Origin of the sequence: Bacillus sp. SIMBA_031, assembly GCF_046535225.1 — a bacterium.
Classification (GTDB): Bacteria; Bacillota; Bacilli; order Bacillales; family Bacillaceae; genus Bacillus; species Bacillus velezensis.
The window spans coordinates 26776-42695 of record NZ_JAWRXC010000004.1; the positions used below are offsets into that span (position 1 = coordinate 26776).

Annotated in this window: 16 protein-coding genes; 12 read left to right on the forward strand and 4 right to left on the reverse strand. The window is 43.2% G+C overall.

Annotation, left to right across the window (positions count from 1 at the left end; all coding sequences use genetic code 11):
* Positions 1-40 precede the first annotated feature (40 nt).
* The 5 genes from SB724_RS12850 to SB724_RS12870 all read left to right on the forward strand — a co-directional run bounded on the left by SB724_RS12850 (position 41) and on the right by SB724_RS12870 (position 3369).
* Positions 41-622, forward strand: a complete 582-nt coding sequence (locus SB724_RS12850; protein WP_410571401.1) for a bifunctional transcriptional activator/DNA repair enzyme AdaA — start codon at positions 41-43, stop codon at positions 620-622.
* On the forward strand, positions 619-1176 hold the full coding sequence (locus SB724_RS12855; RefSeq protein WP_088461949.1) for a methylated-DNA--[protein]-cysteine S-methyltransferase: 558 nt from the start codon (positions 619-621) through the stop codon (positions 1174-1176). The genes SB724_RS12850 and SB724_RS12855 overlap by 4 nt, the downstream gene beginning before the upstream one ends.
* Positions 1173-1931 carry an exodeoxyribonuclease III gene (gene xth, locus SB724_RS12860; protein WP_038464547.1) on the forward strand — a complete coding sequence of 253 codons (759 nt, stop codon included), beginning with the start codon at positions 1173-1175 and terminating at the stop codon, positions 1929-1931. Before SB724_RS12855 ends, xth begins: the two co-directional genes overlap by 4 nt.
* A 62-nt stretch (positions 1932-1993) precedes the next feature.
* Positions 1994-2932 carry a LacI family DNA-binding transcriptional regulator gene (locus tag SB724_RS12865; RefSeq protein ID WP_410571403.1) on the forward strand — a complete coding sequence of 313 codons (939 nt, stop codon included), beginning with the start codon at positions 1994-1996 and terminating at the stop codon, positions 2930-2932.
* 56 nt (positions 2933-2988) lie between these two features.
* Positions 2989-3369: a VOC family protein gene (locus SB724_RS12870; RefSeq protein WP_032875338.1), complete on the forward strand. Its 381-nt coding sequence runs from the start codon at positions 2989-2991 to the stop codon at positions 3367-3369.
* A 31-nt stretch (positions 3370-3400) separates the two neighbouring features.
* On the opposite strand, the gene SB724_RS12875 is transcribed toward SB724_RS12870, so the two are convergent.
* Entirely contained in the window at positions 3401-4732 is a 1332-nt protein-coding gene (locus tag SB724_RS12875) for an MFS transporter (protein ID WP_032868218.1), read from the reverse strand.
* A gap of 214 nt (positions 4733-4946) precedes the next feature.
* Between SB724_RS12875 and SB724_RS12880 the strand changes: the two genes are divergently transcribed.
* Positions 4947-5843: a CPBP family intramembrane glutamic endopeptidase gene (locus SB724_RS12880; RefSeq protein WP_410571406.1), complete on the forward strand. Its 897-nt coding sequence runs from the start codon at positions 4947-4949 to the stop codon at positions 5841-5843.
* On the opposite strand, the gene SB724_RS12885 is transcribed toward SB724_RS12880, so the two are convergent.
* Both SB724_RS12885 and SB724_RS12890 read right to left on the reverse strand, forming a co-directional pair.
* Positions 5840-7909, reverse strand: coding sequence for a thioredoxin domain-containing protein (locus SB724_RS12885; RefSeq protein WP_410571408.1), 2070 nt, complete (start codon positions 7907-7909; stop codon positions 5840-5842). The genes SB724_RS12880 and SB724_RS12885 overlap by 4 nt on opposite strands.
* Positions 7910-8058: 149 nt before the next feature.
* Entirely contained in the window at positions 8059-8970 is a 912-nt protein-coding gene (locus SB724_RS12890) for a DMT family transporter (RefSeq protein WP_410571410.1), read from the reverse strand.
* Positions 8971-9098: 128 nt separating this feature from the next.
* Here SB724_RS12890 and pdxR point away from each other — a divergent pair, with 128 nt between their 5' ends.
* The 4 genes from pdxR to SB724_RS12910 all read left to right on the forward strand — a co-directional run bounded on the left by pdxR (position 9099) and on the right by SB724_RS12910 (position 13374).
* Complete coding sequence (pdxR, locus tag SB724_RS12895; protein ID WP_410571412.1) at positions 9099-10547, forward strand: MocR-like pyridoxine biosynthesis transcription factor PdxR; 1449 nt, start codon at positions 9099-9101, stop codon at positions 10545-10547.
* A 285-nt stretch (positions 10548-10832) separates the two neighbouring features.
* Positions 10833-12281 (forward strand): NAD(P)/FAD-dependent oxidoreductase, encoded by a 1449-nt coding sequence (locus SB724_RS12900; RefSeq protein ID WP_410571414.1) that lies wholly within the window; start codon positions 10833-10835, stop codon positions 12279-12281.
* A gap of 14 nt (positions 12282-12295) precedes the next feature.
* Entirely contained in the window at positions 12296-12724 is a 429-nt protein-coding gene (locus SB724_RS12905) for an NUDIX domain-containing protein (protein ID WP_265972512.1), read from the forward strand.
* Positions 12725-12726: 2 nt separating this feature from the next.
* Entirely contained in the window at positions 12727-13374 is a 648-nt protein-coding gene (locus SB724_RS12910; RefSeq protein ID WP_265972513.1) for an HAD family hydrolase, read from the forward strand.
* A 220-nt stretch (positions 13375-13594) separates the two neighbouring features.
* Here the strand turns inward: SB724_RS12910 and SB724_RS12915 are convergent, their stop codons facing one another.
* Positions 13595-14380 carry a 3-hydroxybutyrate dehydrogenase gene (locus SB724_RS12915; protein WP_410571417.1) on the reverse strand — a complete coding sequence of 262 codons (786 nt, stop codon included), beginning with the start codon at positions 14378-14380 and terminating at the stop codon, positions 13595-13597.
* 118 nt (positions 14381-14498) lie between these two features.
* On the opposite strand from SB724_RS12915, the gene SB724_RS12920 reads away from it, so the two are divergent.
* Together SB724_RS12920 and SB724_RS12925 are read left to right on the forward strand one after the other, a co-directional pair.
* Positions 14499-15407 (forward strand): LysR family transcriptional regulator, encoded by a 909-nt coding sequence (locus SB724_RS12920; protein WP_410571419.1) that lies wholly within the window; start codon positions 14499-14501, stop codon positions 15405-15407.
* A 104-nt stretch (positions 15408-15511) separates the two neighbouring features.
* The gene (locus tag SB724_RS12925; protein WP_007615035.1) at positions 15512-15913 is read left to right on the forward strand and encodes a carboxymuconolactone decarboxylase family protein; all 402 of its coding nucleotides are present in this window, start codon (positions 15512-15514) and stop codon (positions 15911-15913) included.
* Positions 15914-15920 lie beyond the last annotated feature (7 nt).

Below are 15920 nucleotides of genomic sequence, written 5' to 3' on the forward strand. Positions count from 1 at the left end.
CAATGAATTTGTTTATACTGAAAAACAGGGGGTGGCTGAGATGGAGACAGACAGAAATATCCTGACTGATGAAAAGTGGAGCGCAATCATACACAATGATGCTTCTTATGACGGGGCATTTTATTATGCAGTAAAAACGACGGGAATTTTCTGCCGGCCTTCTTGTAAATCGAGAGTTCCGAATAAAGAAAACGTACTGGTGTTTGATACGGCTGATGCAGCGCTCGATAAACATTTTCGTCCCTGTAAAAGGTGCCGGCCGAACGGTCTTCGTCTTCCTGATGAAGAATGGATTGCTCAAATCATTGAATACATTGAACGCCATTATCACGAATCCCTGACTCTGAGTGTACTGGCCGAAATGTGTCACGGCAGCCCCTATCATTTACAGCGGACATTTAAAAAAATCAGGGGAATATCCCCGATTGAGTATATACAGAAAATAAGATTGTCGAAGGCGGAACACCTTTTAAAGCATACTGATATGACAGTCATGGAGATCGCTCTGACTGTCGGAACTCCAAACACAGCGCATTTCGCGACTCTTTTTAAAAAGAGAACCGGGAGTTCGCCCACAGAATACCGAAAAACCGCCAAAATGGGACAGGGAGGTTTAATATGAGTAAAGAGCCTATGATCTATTGGACACTCTTCACACGGAATGATTGGAGCCTGTATACAGCCGCCACATCTAAGGGGCTTTGCTTTATAGGTTCAAATCATGGAAGCTTTGAAGAGCTTGAGCAGTGGGCAAAAAAATCACTGCCGCAATACCGATTGGCACGTGATGATGAAAAGCTGGCGCCTTACACGGCAGAGCTGTCCGAGTACATTGAAAATGGCAGATCAGCTTTTTCAGTGCCGGTAGATCTTTACGGAACAGAATTTCAGCTTGCTGTATGGAAAGCGCTTATGGACATACCGTACGGCGAGACATACTCCTATTCGGATATAGCAGAAATGATTCAGAAACCGGCAGCTATAAGAGCCGTGGGCGCAGCGATTGGAAAAAATCCGGTATTGATTACGGTTCCGTGCCATCGCGTCATCGGAAAAAACGGGAAACTGACCGGATTCAGAGGCGGTTTAGAAATGAAAAAGCAGCTGCTGGCGTTAGAGGGCGGAAACATTGAAACACTGGAATACCGGCTGAGCCGGACAGGAGGGATCACATGAAACTGATTTCTTGGAATGTAAACGGCTTGCGTGCCGTGATGAAAAAGATAGATATCAATACTTACGTTCAGGAAACGGAAGCCGATATTCTATGTCTGCAAGAAACAAAAGTACAGGACGGACAAGTATCATTACAGCCTGAAGGATATCACGCCTATTGGAACTATGCGGTGAAAAAAGGCTACTCAGGCACGGCTGTTTTTTCGAAAGAAAAGCCGCTGCACGTGTTCTATGGACTGGGGATTGACGATCATGATCAAGAAGGACGGGTGATCACGCTTGAATTTGAGAACGTGTTTGTCGTCAACTGTTACACGCCGAATGCCAAACGCGGATTAGAGCGAATTGATTACCGTCTTCAATGGGAAGCCGATTTTAAGGATTATCTGCAGAAGCTTGACCGGAAGAAACCCGTGATCTTATGCGGCGATCTGAATGTCGCACACAGGGAGATAGACTTAAAAAACCCGAAAGCCAACCGGAAGAACGCCGGTTTCTCGGAGCAGGAGCGGGAAGCGTTCAGCGCCCTGCTGAACGCGGGATTTACCGACTCATTCCGCTATTTATATCCTGATCGGGAAGGCGCCTATTCCTGGTGGTCTTACAGGACGAACGCACGTGAGAAAAACATCGGCTGGCGGCTTGATTACGTCATTGTTTCAGACAGACTGAAGCCGCGGATCAGCGAAGCGGCCATTTGTGCCGATATCATGGGTTCTGACCATTGCCCGGTTGAAATGACAGTGGATTTATGATGAGATAGCAGTAAGAGAAATCCACTCTTGCTGCTTTTTTATCACCGAAAATGGAGGAGCACATGGCAAATATAAAAGAGATTGCGAAACTGGCGAATGTGTCGGTGGCCACCGTATCACGCGTATTAAACCGACACCCGTACGTATCTGAGGAGAAAAGGCGTCTTGTGAATCAAGTGATGAAGGAGCTGGATTATACCCCTAATCGAACCGCCATTGATCTGATTCGCGGAAAGACCAATACAATCGGTGTGATTTTGCCGTACAGCGACCATCCCTGCTTTGACAAAATTGTAAACGGTATCACGAAGGAAGCGTTTGCCCATGATTACGTGACAACCCTTCTCCCCACCAACTATGACCCCGCTATAGAGATGACCTATTTCGAACTGCTGAAAATGAAAAAGATTGACGGACTGATTGTCACGTCCCGCGCGAATGAATGGGAAACCACCGTGCCTTACCTGGAATACGGCCCCATTGTCGCTTGTGAATATACACAGCATCAAGAGATTCCCTGCGCTTATAATGACAGGCAGGAAGCATACAGAGAAAGCTTTTTGTATTTGAAAAACCGCGGACATCAAGACGTTGCTTTTACATGTGTACGGGAAGCGGAAAAAAGCCCGAGTACGGCCGACAAGGTAACTGCATATAAGGCCGTTTTCGGCTCTCTTGATGAAACCCGCATTCTTGTCGGGTGCCATGATATGGATGACGGAAAGCGGGCGGGTGAGCACTTCTGGGGTTTCGACAAGGCGCCGACGGCCATCTATGCCCACAGTGATGATGTGGCTGCCGGCTTGTACCAGTTTGCGAAAGAACAGAAATGGGACGCGGAGATCATCGGCGAGGGAAATCTGAGCGTCAGCCGGGCATTGAATATTCCATCTCTGGAACTTCATTTGGAACGGGTCGGAAAGGAAGCATTTTTATTGTTTTTTCACGAAGAAACGGCTAAAAAACAAATTATGCATCAATTTCAGCGGAAAAAGTCTTGAGCTGAAATGGGTTTCATGCTTTATAAATAGATTGAGAAAAAAAGGGAGGCGGACATATGCGAATTGAACATGCAGCGATATGGGTGAAAGATTTAGAACGAATGAAAGAATTTTATGAGAAATACTTCGGCGCCAAGGCCAATGACCTTTATCATAATGAGAAAAAAGATTTCAAATCGTATTTTCTGACATTTGACTCCGGATGCAGGCTGGAACTTATGAAAAAAGGCGGCATTGATGAAGTTCCGTCACAGAATATGACCGGATGGGCGCATCTCGCATTTTCTACAGGCAGCAAGGAGCGGGTGAATGAATTGACGGAGACGTTTAAAAACGACGGATTTCAGGTTGTAAGCGGCCCGCGCGTGACGGGTGACGGATATTATGAGAGCGTGATAGAGGATGGGGAAGGCAATTTGATAGAAATCACAGTGTAACAGTGCGGGGGAACCCGCACTGTTTTATTGATTAAATTTGCTGTGCATTTGTTTTCGGGCCGAAGAGGATTAACAAAACGGAACATAAAAGCCAGCAGCCGCCAATGAACAAAAAGACGCTGATGTAGCCGAGCTTAACGGCAATAAATCCGACGAGCAGGGAGCCGAATATATTGGAAAAACGGCCGAGCCCGTACGCCAGCCCGCTCCCGGCCGAGCGATATTCCGTAGGATACGGCTCCGATGTATATGCGTATAGATTTGAGGTGAAGATCCGTTCCGTGACGTTAACGACAAATCCAAACACAATAATCATGACGGGAATAAACGTCATGCCGTATAACAGTCCGGCAATGGCAGTCAGAAAAGCACTTGCGGCCAGAATCCATTTCCTTTGGAACGTCTCGGATATCATGGAACCGAGCAATGCGCCAAGCGGTGCGCCGACAGAGTGAAGCACATTATACCACAGCGTTTTTTCCATGGTGATGCCGTTGCTTTTCAGCAGGCTGGGCACCCATGAAGCAAAGCCGTAAAAGCCAAAGGTTTCAAGAATCCATACCGCTGACAGGATGATGGTGATCTTTAAATTCCTGCCCTGAAACAGCCCTAAGTAGCCTGCGCGCTTCACTGTATGTACTTCTGCCGCCTCTTTTGGCGCGGGAAGCGGGCCTTTTTCTTTCTCTGCACGTGCTTCAAGACGGTTCATAATGGCGTTTGCCTGATCATATGCGCCCCGATTTTCGTGCCAGCGCGGCGATTCCTCAAGCCGGCGGATAAAAAAGAAATAAATGAGACCGGCCGCCCCCCATACGAATACGAGCCGCCACCCCCATGAGCCTAAAGGGATGACAAAAGCGGAAACAACGTTTGTGACGGGAACGCCGATCAGTCCGATCATGGCGCAAAGGGAGATGTATTTTCCCCGTACGGAGGATGGAAAAAATTCCGCCAAATAGCTGTTGGTCACAATCATGGCGGCTGCGACGCCGAGCCCGGTCAAGAATCGGAAAATCATTAAGGACGGAATGTCCCATGCCAGCGCATTCAGAAAAGATGAGATCGAAAAGACAAGGACAAAACAATTCAGCGCTTTTTTCCTGCCGATCCGATCGGACAGCCTTCCGCCGATGGAGGCGCCTAAAAACATGCCCAGGAAGGATGCGGCCGTGATGTCGGCAATGGTGGACAGCTTCACGCCCCAATGCTCAATCAGCGCCGGAGCCACGTTGCTGAGCGTAAACAGATCAGCGAGATCAAAAAAATAGATGATTCCGAGAGCGGTTAATACTTGATAGTGCACACGTGAAATGGGGAGACGGTCTAATCGGTTCGCTACATTTGAGAATGTCTGATGTTTCATAAAAAACCCCCTGACTTTGCAATTGTGATCAGAAAATACTGTAAATTTATCTGACGAATACATTATAAAGGTCTTTTTTTGGCAAAAACAGAGTGTAAATAACCAGAGCCAAAGGAAACGGCATAGCGCTTTCTTCTTAAAATATATAACATTTCCTATATCTGTTTTTGTTTATATTGTAAAATGTTGAAGGAAAGGAAGTTGATGCATAAATATGAATACGTTTGTACGCCCAGCAGAGGGAAGAAATAGCGTATGGAGATATCTTCTTTCTCTGTTGGTCATTGTGGGTTTGTTCTTTTTCGGAAGCATACTGACCGTGTTTTATATGTTTCTCACGTCCGCTTTCAATCCTTCACTGACGATAAATTGGGATGAGGGGGCATTAAGTGACCCGCTGGCGGATATTTATTTACAGCATATCGTCTATTTCATTGCGATTCCGGGCATTTGGATAGCGGTTCGTTTCATTATGAAAAGGCGGTTTTTATCCATCATCACACCGAATCAGTCGCTGAACTGGAAGAGGATTTTCTTTGGATTCGGCACATATGTTGTGCTGATGTTTGTCGCGGGGCTGATTGATTTTACAATTCATCCGGATCGTTTCATGCTTCAGGAATTCCATGCTTCACGTTTTCTGCTGCTGTTAGCGGCGGCCGTCTTGTTGGTGCCGATTCAAACCTCTGCGGAGGAATTTCTCTTTCGCGGTTTTCTGCTTCAGTTCGCCGGAAAATTGACAGCAAACGCGGTAGTTCTGACGGTCATTATCGGCGGATTATTCGGCGCACTTCATTTCGGAAATCCGGAGATGGAAAATGGAGCTCTCTGGGCGGGAATCGGATATGTCACCATCGGCATGATCTGGACCTTTATCACGATTAAAACGGGCAGTATGGAGATGTCCCTTGGCGGTCACGCTGCCAATAATATGTTTTTATTTATCTTTCTCACAGAGGATCATTCGGTGTACGGCGGCATTCCGTCGATATTTACAACAGCAGCCGGCGGCTATGAAATATATGATTGCATATCGACTCTGGTGATCAATATCATCTTCGCATGGCTCGCGTTCCGTTTTGTGAAAAAAGAAAAGCAGCAGGCCGCCTAGGCTCTGCTGCTGATTTGTAAGGTGTTCATCGCTTCATCAATATCCGTCGTCGGCCTCCGGCAGGCGAAATTCTCGCAAATGTAGACCGTTGTCTTCCCATCGATCATTTGATAACCCGCGGCAAAGTCAGAAATGCCAGCAAGCTCTTCCGGATGTTCTGCGGCGAGAATCGTATAGGCGGGAGTGAAATGCTCCTGAAGCGCCTCAATGAAACGTTTTCTGTCCGGGTCATCTTTCCTTCCGAAAACAACAATTTCTTTTTGGGGCATTGTATGTGCCAGTACGCTTTGCATGAAGAAAGCGTTGCTGCTCGGATAGGCCTCTATTTCCCGTTTGAACACGGAAAACATCGCTTCGGCTTTTTCAATCAGTGATATGTCACCCGTCAGGCGGCCGAGCCGAAGCAGCTGTATGGCAGCCGCGCTGTTTCCGGAAGGCACGGCCCCGTCATAAACCTCTTTTTCCCTGACAAGAAGGGTCTCAGCATCATTCCCCGTAAAGAAGAAACCTCCGTGCCGTTCATCCCAGAACAGCTCCAGCATGCTTGTACATAACGTTTTCGCTTTCTGCAGATAAGACGGATTAAAACCCGCTTCATACAGTTCAAGGTAAGCCCAGATGAGAAAAGCGTAATCATCGATAAACCCTTTATTTTTCACTTCGCCCTCGCGATAGCGGACCATGACGCGCCCGTCCGGCATGAGGTGCCGTTCGAGAAAGCGGATCGCTGTTTCCGCCATGCTGAGAAAGTCAGGCTCGTGAAATACCTTTGCGGCTTTTGCCAGCCCGGCAATCATGAGCGCGTTCCATGAGGTCAGCACTTTGTCATCTGTATGCGGATAGCTTCTGTTTTCACGGGCCTCCAGCAATTTTGTTCTTGCCTCTTCAAGGCGTTCGGCCAGCTCATGTCCGGTGAGGCCGGTCTCTTCGAGGATGGCCTCACGCCGCGTGAAAATGAGGTGCGGGATGTTTTCGCCTTCAAAATTGCCTTGATCTGTAATGTTATACACCTTGCAGTAAAGCGGGCCGAGTTCATCACCGAGAAGGTTCATGATTTCTTTTTTAGACCATATGTAATATTTCCCCTCCCGGCCTTCGGTATCAGCGTCTAAAGCTGAGAAAAAGCTGCCGTCTTCGTGTATCATTTCCCGCTGAATAAACGTTACGATCTGCATCGCAATCTGCTTATAGCGCTCATTATCCGTGACTTGATAGGCTTCCGTATAGGCGGTCAGGAGAAGGGCGTTGTCATACAGCATTTTCTCAAAATGGGGCACGAGCCATTCATTATCAGTCGAGTAGCGGGCGAATCCGAACCCGATGTGGTCAAAAATTCCGCCGTTCGCCATGCCGTCAAGTGTCTTGGTTACGCCGGCCAAAGCCTGTTCCTTGCCCGTATAGCTGTAGTAGCGAAGCAGAAACATGAGCATATGCGGCATCGGAAATTTCGGAGCCTGGCCGAACCCGCCGTACACCGTATCAAACCCGCCGGCCAGCTGGCGATACGTGTCATGAACCGCCTGTTCGCCAAGCATGCCCTCAGCCGGGTGAACCTTGACTTCAAGATGAGCGGCGGCGTTTTCGGCGATATCCTCGACATGCTGCCGGTCATTCGCAAACGTTTCGGACAGATGTTCAAGCACATCGATAAAGCCCGGACGGTTAAATTTGCTCGTCTTCGGAAAATACGTCCCCGCATAAAACGGCTTTTGATCTGGTGTGACGAACACGTTCAGCGGCCACCCGCCCTGCCCCGTCATCAGCTGGCAGACTCTCATATACACGGAATCCACATCAGGCCGCTCTTCACGATCAACCTTGATGGCTATGAATTTATCGTTTAACATACCGGCGATCTCTTCGTCCTCAAAAGATTCGTGGGCCATTACGTGGCACCAGTGACACGTCGAATAGCCGATGCTGACAAGAACTGGCTTGTTTTCGCGTTTCGCTTTTTCAAAGGCTTCTTCTCCCCAAGGGTGCCAGTTTACGGGGTTGTAGGCGTGTTGAAGTAAGTACGGTGACTTCTCTGTGATTAAGCTGTTGGGTTTGCTATTGTTTGGCATGGGCTCACCTGCTTTCTATTCATATTTGTACGTTTAACATACCACAATCTTCTAAAAAAATTCAGACACTCAACTTTGTGAACCAAACCCAAGTCATTAAAAAGGAGAACTGCTTATGACTCTATTTTCAGGGTTAAACTTCATCTATCTTATTGCTTTTTAGATAAGAAGTAAGGATTTAAAATCTTTATCATTTTATTTACTGTTAGATAAGTGAAACACACCCCGGCGACTGTGACCATCCCGCCTGTCAGTGCAATAAACGTAGGTACCTCACCTAACCACACCCAAGAAATGACCAAGGTTATAGCGGGAGTTAGGTAAAGTGAAATGGCTGCTTCTGAAGCACCGACGAGTGAAGTGACGTATGCAAGTGCAAAGTAAGGCACAACCGTTGGTAATAAGCCTAAGTAAACGATAGACAATGTTGAGTTCATTGAAGCGTTCAAAAACTCTTCCCCTAAGCCAGGCAGAAATACAAGCATAGGTACTGTCCCGCCCCAAATAGTGAATGTAACGAATGGAATAAATCCATATTTTTTTATATAGCGGGTTTGAAAAACGAAATAAATACTCTCCGAAAAAGCTGCCAGCAGGATTAACAAAATGCCGTTCACTGAATTTGTATAGTTTCCTGCCCCAAATGAAATGATCGACACACCCAATAAACTTATGATAGAGCCAATCCATTTATAAAGCCCAAAATGTTCACCAAAAAAAAGACGAGATAACATTGCAGAAAAAATAGGTGTCATGGTCACGAGTAAGCTTGCTACCCCTGCGCTGACTGTTTTTTCTCCGATATTCAGCAAAATGTGATATAGTGCAAAACCTAAAAATCCTAAAGATAAAATAGCAGGGATATCCTTCATGTCAGGTAAACGCATATGAGTCAAAACAGCAAAAACCAGCAGTGCCATTGACCCAATCAACAAGCGAAACAAAGCGAGGTGTTCCGGCGTGTAACTCTCCAAACCCGCGCGAATTCCCGGGAAAGCTGATGCCCACAATCCAATCATCAGGCTGTAAGAAATGCCGATTCGAACTGTTTTCTTTCGCATCTTTCTCACTCCTCTTTACAAAAACCAACCAGTTATTTAATGTGTTTCTATATTAATAAAGATTTGATGATATGACTTCAACCAGTTAAATAGATTTTGACCCAACCACTTTAAGGAGGATACTTTTTATGAGCGCTCCAGAAGAAAAAAAGATGAGAAAGCTTCCTAAGTACATACAAATCATTCAATTTATAAAAGAGAAAATAGGAAATGGAGAATGGCCGATTGGAAGTAAGATTCCAAGCCAGCGCACGCTTGCCAAACACTTTGAGGTGAACAGGAGCACAGTCATTACAGCTTTAGAGGAACTGATGGCGGATGGATTAATCGAAGGCAGAATGGGCAAAGGGACAGTTGTTACGAACAATACATGGACACTTTTGGCTAAGAATTCCGCCCCTGATTGGGATCAGTATGTAACCTCCGGAATCCAGCAGCCAAGCCAAAAAATCGTTCAAGAGATCAATAAATCAGAATCAAACTCCGATCTTATACAGCTCAGTAAAGGAGAACTTTCAAAGGAGATTTTTCCTTTAGCTGCTATGAAAGAGATGATGGGAAAGGTATCTCAAAACATAGAGGCATTCGGATATGAGGAACCAAAAGGATATTTGCCTTTGAGAGAGGCATTAAGCGGCTATTTAAGAACAATCGGCATTCAAGCTTCTCCTTCTTCCATTCTTATTGTTTCGGGCGCACTGCAAGCCTTACAGCTGATATCAATGGGGCTTTTGCAAAGGGGATCGACCGTATTTCTCGATCAGCCGTCTTATCTTTATTCGCTGCATGTATTTCAGTCAGCCGGGATGAAGCTGACTGGAGTTCCTATGGATAATGATGGACTTTTGCCTGAACATATCCACATGGCAAGGGGGGAGCGGGGGAGGGCTATCTTATATACAAATCCCTGTTTTCATAACCCGACAGGCATTTTAATGTCAGAACGGCGACGAGAAGAAATCCTTGCGGCAAGTGAGAATGCACAGCTTCCCATTATTGAAGATGACATTTATCGTGAGTTATGGATAGATGAGATTCCTCCAGATCCTATTAAAACAATTGATAAAAATGGGCATGTGCTTTACATAGGCAGTTTATCGAAAACATTAAGTCCGGGTTTGAGGATTGGATGGATCGTCGGTCCGGAACCAGTGATTGAACGTTTATCCGACATAAAAATGCAAACAGATTACGGCTCCAGTTCGTTATCCCAGAGAGTAGCGGCAGAGTGGTTTACATCCGGTGAATACCAGCAACATCTAGAACAGGTGAGAAGTCAATTAAAGGTGAGAAGGCAATTGGTCATGAGTCTCTTAGAAACCAATTTGAAAAATGTCGCTACATGGAATATGCCGAAGGGAGGATTCTTTGTCTGGGTAAAAATATTGCCTTCACTATCTATGAAATTACTTTATACAAAAGCTTTGACAAAAGGGATACTTCTCAATCTCAGCAGTATCTATGCTCAAGAAAAAGGGAACTATATTCGCTTATCATATGCTTATGCATCTCTTGAAGACCTTCAAAAGGGAATTTATGAATTGGGTTTGATGATTAAGGAATTGGCAAGCAGATAAATATATAATGATTACTATCTTAATAAAATGATTCAAATTTAAAAGCAGCCGGAACGCGGTATAAAACTTAGCGGCATCACTTAGTAATTTACATATAAAGTAATTCAGTTCGTTTAAATCCTGACTTAAGTGCTTGTAAATAAGGCATCTTTATTCTCCAAAAAGAAGAAAATATGTCGATTTTAAGTCGAATATAATCCTCTTATGTAAAAATATAGAATTTAATAATCGTTTTTGGTATTATATGGTTTGTAAATTCTAAACATACAATCGGGAGGAATTTTCATGTGCAACGAACATTTTGATGTGGCTATTATAGGTGCAGGACCGGCTGGTTTGTTTTTGGCGAAAGAAATTCTGGAGAATTCAAATCAAAAAGTTGTTTTGATTGATAGCGGACCTTCTATCAAAAAAAGACATTGTCCTCTCATTCAAAAAGGTAACTGCACGAAATGTCCTACGTGTCATGTAGTAGAGGGAGTCGGGGGAGCGGGAATGTATTCAGACGGTAAATTATCTTCTTATCCTGCTGGAAGCGGCCTGGTTGAGCTATTAGGCAGTGAAGAGAAAGTAATTGAAATCAACAATTATGTATTAGAATCTTTTCTGTCAGGGATGAGTGCACAAAACATCAAAGAGACAAAGGCCGATAAAATCCAAAGCTCTGGAATGCAAAAAAATGCTGCAACTCAAAATTTAAATTGGAAAGGCTATGATGTCTATCATATTGGAACAGAAGGTATTATCGAATATTGTATTCAACTGGAAGAGCAGCTGCTGACCATGGGTCTACATCTTTTAACAAACCACAAGATGGTTAATATTGAGAAATTCCATAATATATTTACTTTAACTTTAGAAAATAAGAGAAAAGGGACATTTCATATCTCTTCAGACAAGGTAATTATGGCTACCGGGAAGGACTCAGGGACCTTTTTAAGGAATGTGATGAATAAGCTTGGTGTTAATTACGGATTTAATGAAATTGAGCTGGGTATAAGAGTGGAGACAAAGAGGGAAGGTATTATCGCATTATCAGAAACGCACCTGGATGCTAAAATTAAACAAAAAATAAGTGAAGATGTAGAAGCAAGAACCTTTTGTATGTGTAATGGAGGATTTTTGGTAAACTGTTATTATGATACTTATCTTCCAAACGAGAAGATTGCGACCATTAGCGGCTTTTCATATAGAGACAAAAAATCTCCAAACGCAAATTTTGGTGTATTGATTCGAAGAAAATTTCCTGATCATATTGATCCTATCGCTATGCAGCTGGGTATCATACAAGCAGTTAATCAAGCCTCCGGTCATGGGGGAACGATTGTCCAGCGTTATGAAGATTTCGTTGCCAGAATACCAACAATTGAAGAAAAATTGAAGCAGAATAGCATTAAATCTACTCTGCCGGATGCAGCGCCAACAAATCTGCATTGGGTTCTTCCTCAATATGTAACAGAAGCAGTGGAGGAATTTTTAAATCATTTGTCTTTATTATCTGAAGACCTAATTAATGGTGATACCTTACTGCACGCTCCGGTATGGGAACTATGCTGGGATCGTGTTCAAGCAGAAGAGGGTCTTCGTACCAATGTACCTGGATTCTATGTTGCCGGAGATGCCATTGGATGGGCACGCGGAATTATTCAAGCAGCGACTACTGGAATCGTTATTGCAAGAGATATTCTTAATGGTAAAAAACCTTGCGATAAGGAGCTGACATCTACTGTCTAAAAGGAGGACTAACAGTGGAAAAAACAGAGCACCCAAGAGTGGGAGTCGGAGCATTTATTCTGAATGAGGAACAGGAATTACTATTAGTTTTACGAAAGAAGGACCCTGAAGCTAATCATTGGAGTATACCCGGCGGTAAAGTTGAGTGGATGGAAAAGGCAGAAGATACAGTTATCCGTGAAATTAAAGAGGAAGTAGGGGTCACTATTCAGGTTGATTCTTTACTTTGTGTCACAAACCATATTTTACATGATGAGGAGACTCATTGGGTATGTCCGACGTATCAATGCAGTATTCAAACTGGGACTGTAAGAAACTGCGAGTTAAATGCAATAATTGATGTTGGCTGGTTTTCTCTTCAAAATTTACCTGCTCCCTTAACGTTAACTACTAAAAATGCTTTAGAGAGTTATCTTAATAAATTTGAAAGTCAGAGAAAATAAAAATGCATACAATTTTATTCGATTTAGATGGAACCTTGGTAAATAGTGAATGGTTGGCAAAAGAGGCTTATAATCATGGAATTGAAACAGTATTAAAGAGAAAATTAACGAATGAAGAGAGAGAGTCTCTTGTCGGTAAGCCTATTGCGGTTTTTTTGAGAAGATTTCCAAACGAGGCAGAGCAAATACGTTCCTCGATATTGCAGTATTTCGAAAATAAAATCCATCAAATCAGACCGTATCCGGGTGTTATCTCTTTGCTGGAAAGTTTAAGTGAAAGAGGATATGGTTTGGGGATTGTGACCTCACAATTGAAAAAATTTGCTTATGGCGAGTTAATCAATAATAAATTAGATGGGTTTTTTAAAGTCGTTCTCACGGCTGAAGATTGTGATGAGTACAAACCGAGTCCTAAGCCATTACTAACAGCGATAAATCACTTAAATGCAGATGTAAGCGATTGTTTATATATTGGAGATCAAATGACAGATATTGAGGCAGCTCATGCTGCTGAGATGAAAAGTGCGGGCACATTATGGGGAGAGGGGAATCTTACACACTTATCTGCAGCTTCACCGACATACTTTGTAAAAGAACCCCAACAACTTCTTCGCATTCTGCAAGACAACAACTATTCCGCTGCTTTTTAACATTCTCACATTTTAGGATTCAGGATAAAAAAGCCGCCAACAAAGCGGCTTTTCTTAAGTTAAGATGCAAAATGTTAAAAAAAGGTTAATCTTTGCCCTCCTTGTTTTATTCAAACTTCAATCTGTATGGCTATGTCTCTCCTAGAAGAACAGCGGCTTGGTTCTTGAAGAGTAAATCATTTAATCCAAAGCGCTATGACTCCTGCAGATGAAATTTAGATTATTGGGCTGTATAACCGCCGTCCATTACGACTGCCTGCCCTGTAACTCCTTTAGCTTTGTCACTGGCGAGGAATACTGCGTAATCAGCGATTTCTTGCACGGCTAACAAACGTTTTTGAGGAACCAAGGGGTAAATGACTTCTTCAAACACCTTTTCTTTAGAAATGCCTCTAGTCTCTGCAATATCTTTTAACTGGTTTTGCACCAATGGAGTGTCGATATATCCCGGACACAAGGCGTTCACAGTAATTCCGTATTCCGCTCCTTCTAATGCTGATACTTTAGTTAAACCGATCAAACCGTGTTTAGCGCTGCAATAAGCTGCTTTCCCTGCAAAACCAATTAAACCATTTATGGAAGCCATATTGATGATACGGCCAAATTTTTGTTTTTTCATCAAAGGGAATACTCTTTTTGTCGCACTAAAAGGAGCAGTAAGCATTAATTTCAGCATAAATTCAAATTTATCAGTCGGGAAGTTTTCTATATCCGACACATGCTGAATCCCCGCATTGTTTACCAGAATATCCAATCGTCCAAAGGTTTCAAGTGTCTTAGAGAAACTTTTTTCAACTTGTTCTTCGTTTGTTACATCACAAACCGCAGAGAGGACTTCATATCCTTGTCCCTTAAGTTCCTCAGCTGCATGATGCACGGCTTTTTCGTTCAAATCGGAAATTACCACTTTTGCGCCTTCTATAGCGAATTCACGTGCAATTTCTAACCCAATTCCGCTAGCCGCGCCTGTAACAAGAGCAACTTTACTTTCTAATAATTTACTCATAGTAACCCCTCCAGGAAACATTTTGGTCTCCTAAAAGTTTACACCCGGCAATTGTATAAGTAAAATGAATAAAAAGAATATAATGTATTCGTTAAACTTATGGAATGGAGATCATACGATGGATATACGCCAAATCACTTACTTTCTTGAAGTTGCTAAATCCAACAGTTTTACTAAGGCATCAGAAAATCTGCATTTGTCACAGCCTGCCTTAAGTAAGATGGTTAAAAGTTTGGAAGAGGAATTAAAGGTTGAGCTCATTGATCGATCCGCTAGACAGATCGCATTGACAGATGCAGGCGAAATTGTATTTGAACAAGGCCAAATGATTATGAAGTCAATAGATGACTTGTCGACGAACTTATACGATCTTTTACATTTAAAAAAAGGAAAAGTGAAAATTGGAATACCGCCGCTTATCGGTGTCTTGTTTTTTCCTAAAATCATTAAAGGATTTAAACAATTGTATCCTGATGTGAACATCAAGCTGATAGAACATGGGGGAAACAAGGTGAAACAGGAGGTTGAAGATGGAGTACTGGATCTTGGCGTGGTTATTGAACCAGTGGACAAAGAGCAGTTTGATATCATTCCATTGCTTAATGAAGAACTGATGCTCTTCGTTCATTCCGCTCACCCGCTTGTTCATAAAGAGATTGTGGAAATGCAAGACTTGAAAAATGAACCTTTCATCCTGTTTAGTGAAGACTTTTCTCTTCACGATCGGATTATTCAAGAGTGTATTAGAGCCGGTTTTCGTCCAAATATTGTTTATGAAAGTTCTCAATGGGATTTTATCAGCGAAATGATTGGAGAAGAGCTAGGTATCTCCATTTTCCCTCAGTCTATAGTGAAAAAGACTGATCAAAGTTTAGTTAAGGCAATTTCCATTGTCAATCCATCAATTCCTTGGAAAGTGGCGATTATTTTAAAAAAAGGTAAATACGTTTCACACGCAGTACGCGAATTTATCCGGTATATTTCATCTTTTTGTAAGAGTAATTACGTGAACCAAGATCACTCATGAAAAAAATGAATGGTTTTTATAGTTTTTATGTATTTTACGGTTAGAGAGGGCTGCGATATATTATCTTATGTCAGAAAATAAGTACCTTTCAGGAGGAAATTCAAATGGATCAGAGCCGTTACCAGCAAGGTTTAGACAAATTAATGGAGTACACTTTAACAAGCGATGATAAAATCTCTACGCATTTAAAGATTTCTGAAGACTTGAAAGATATCGCTCCAGATGTAAGTAAGTACATTATAGAATTTGCTTACGGAGATATATATTCACGGCCGGGATTAACCAATCAACAACGTGCGCTTGTTACCATTTCATCCCTTGTAACGCAAGGAACCGAGCCGCAGCTTGAACTTCATATCAATACAGGGCTTACATCCGGATTAACACCGACTGAGATTGTAGAGAGTATCACCCAATTGGTTCCTTATACAGGCTTCCCGCGTGTACTTAATGCTCTTTCAGTGGCTAAGAAGGTGTTTGCACAACGACATGTAGAAAGCCATTGAGAAATAA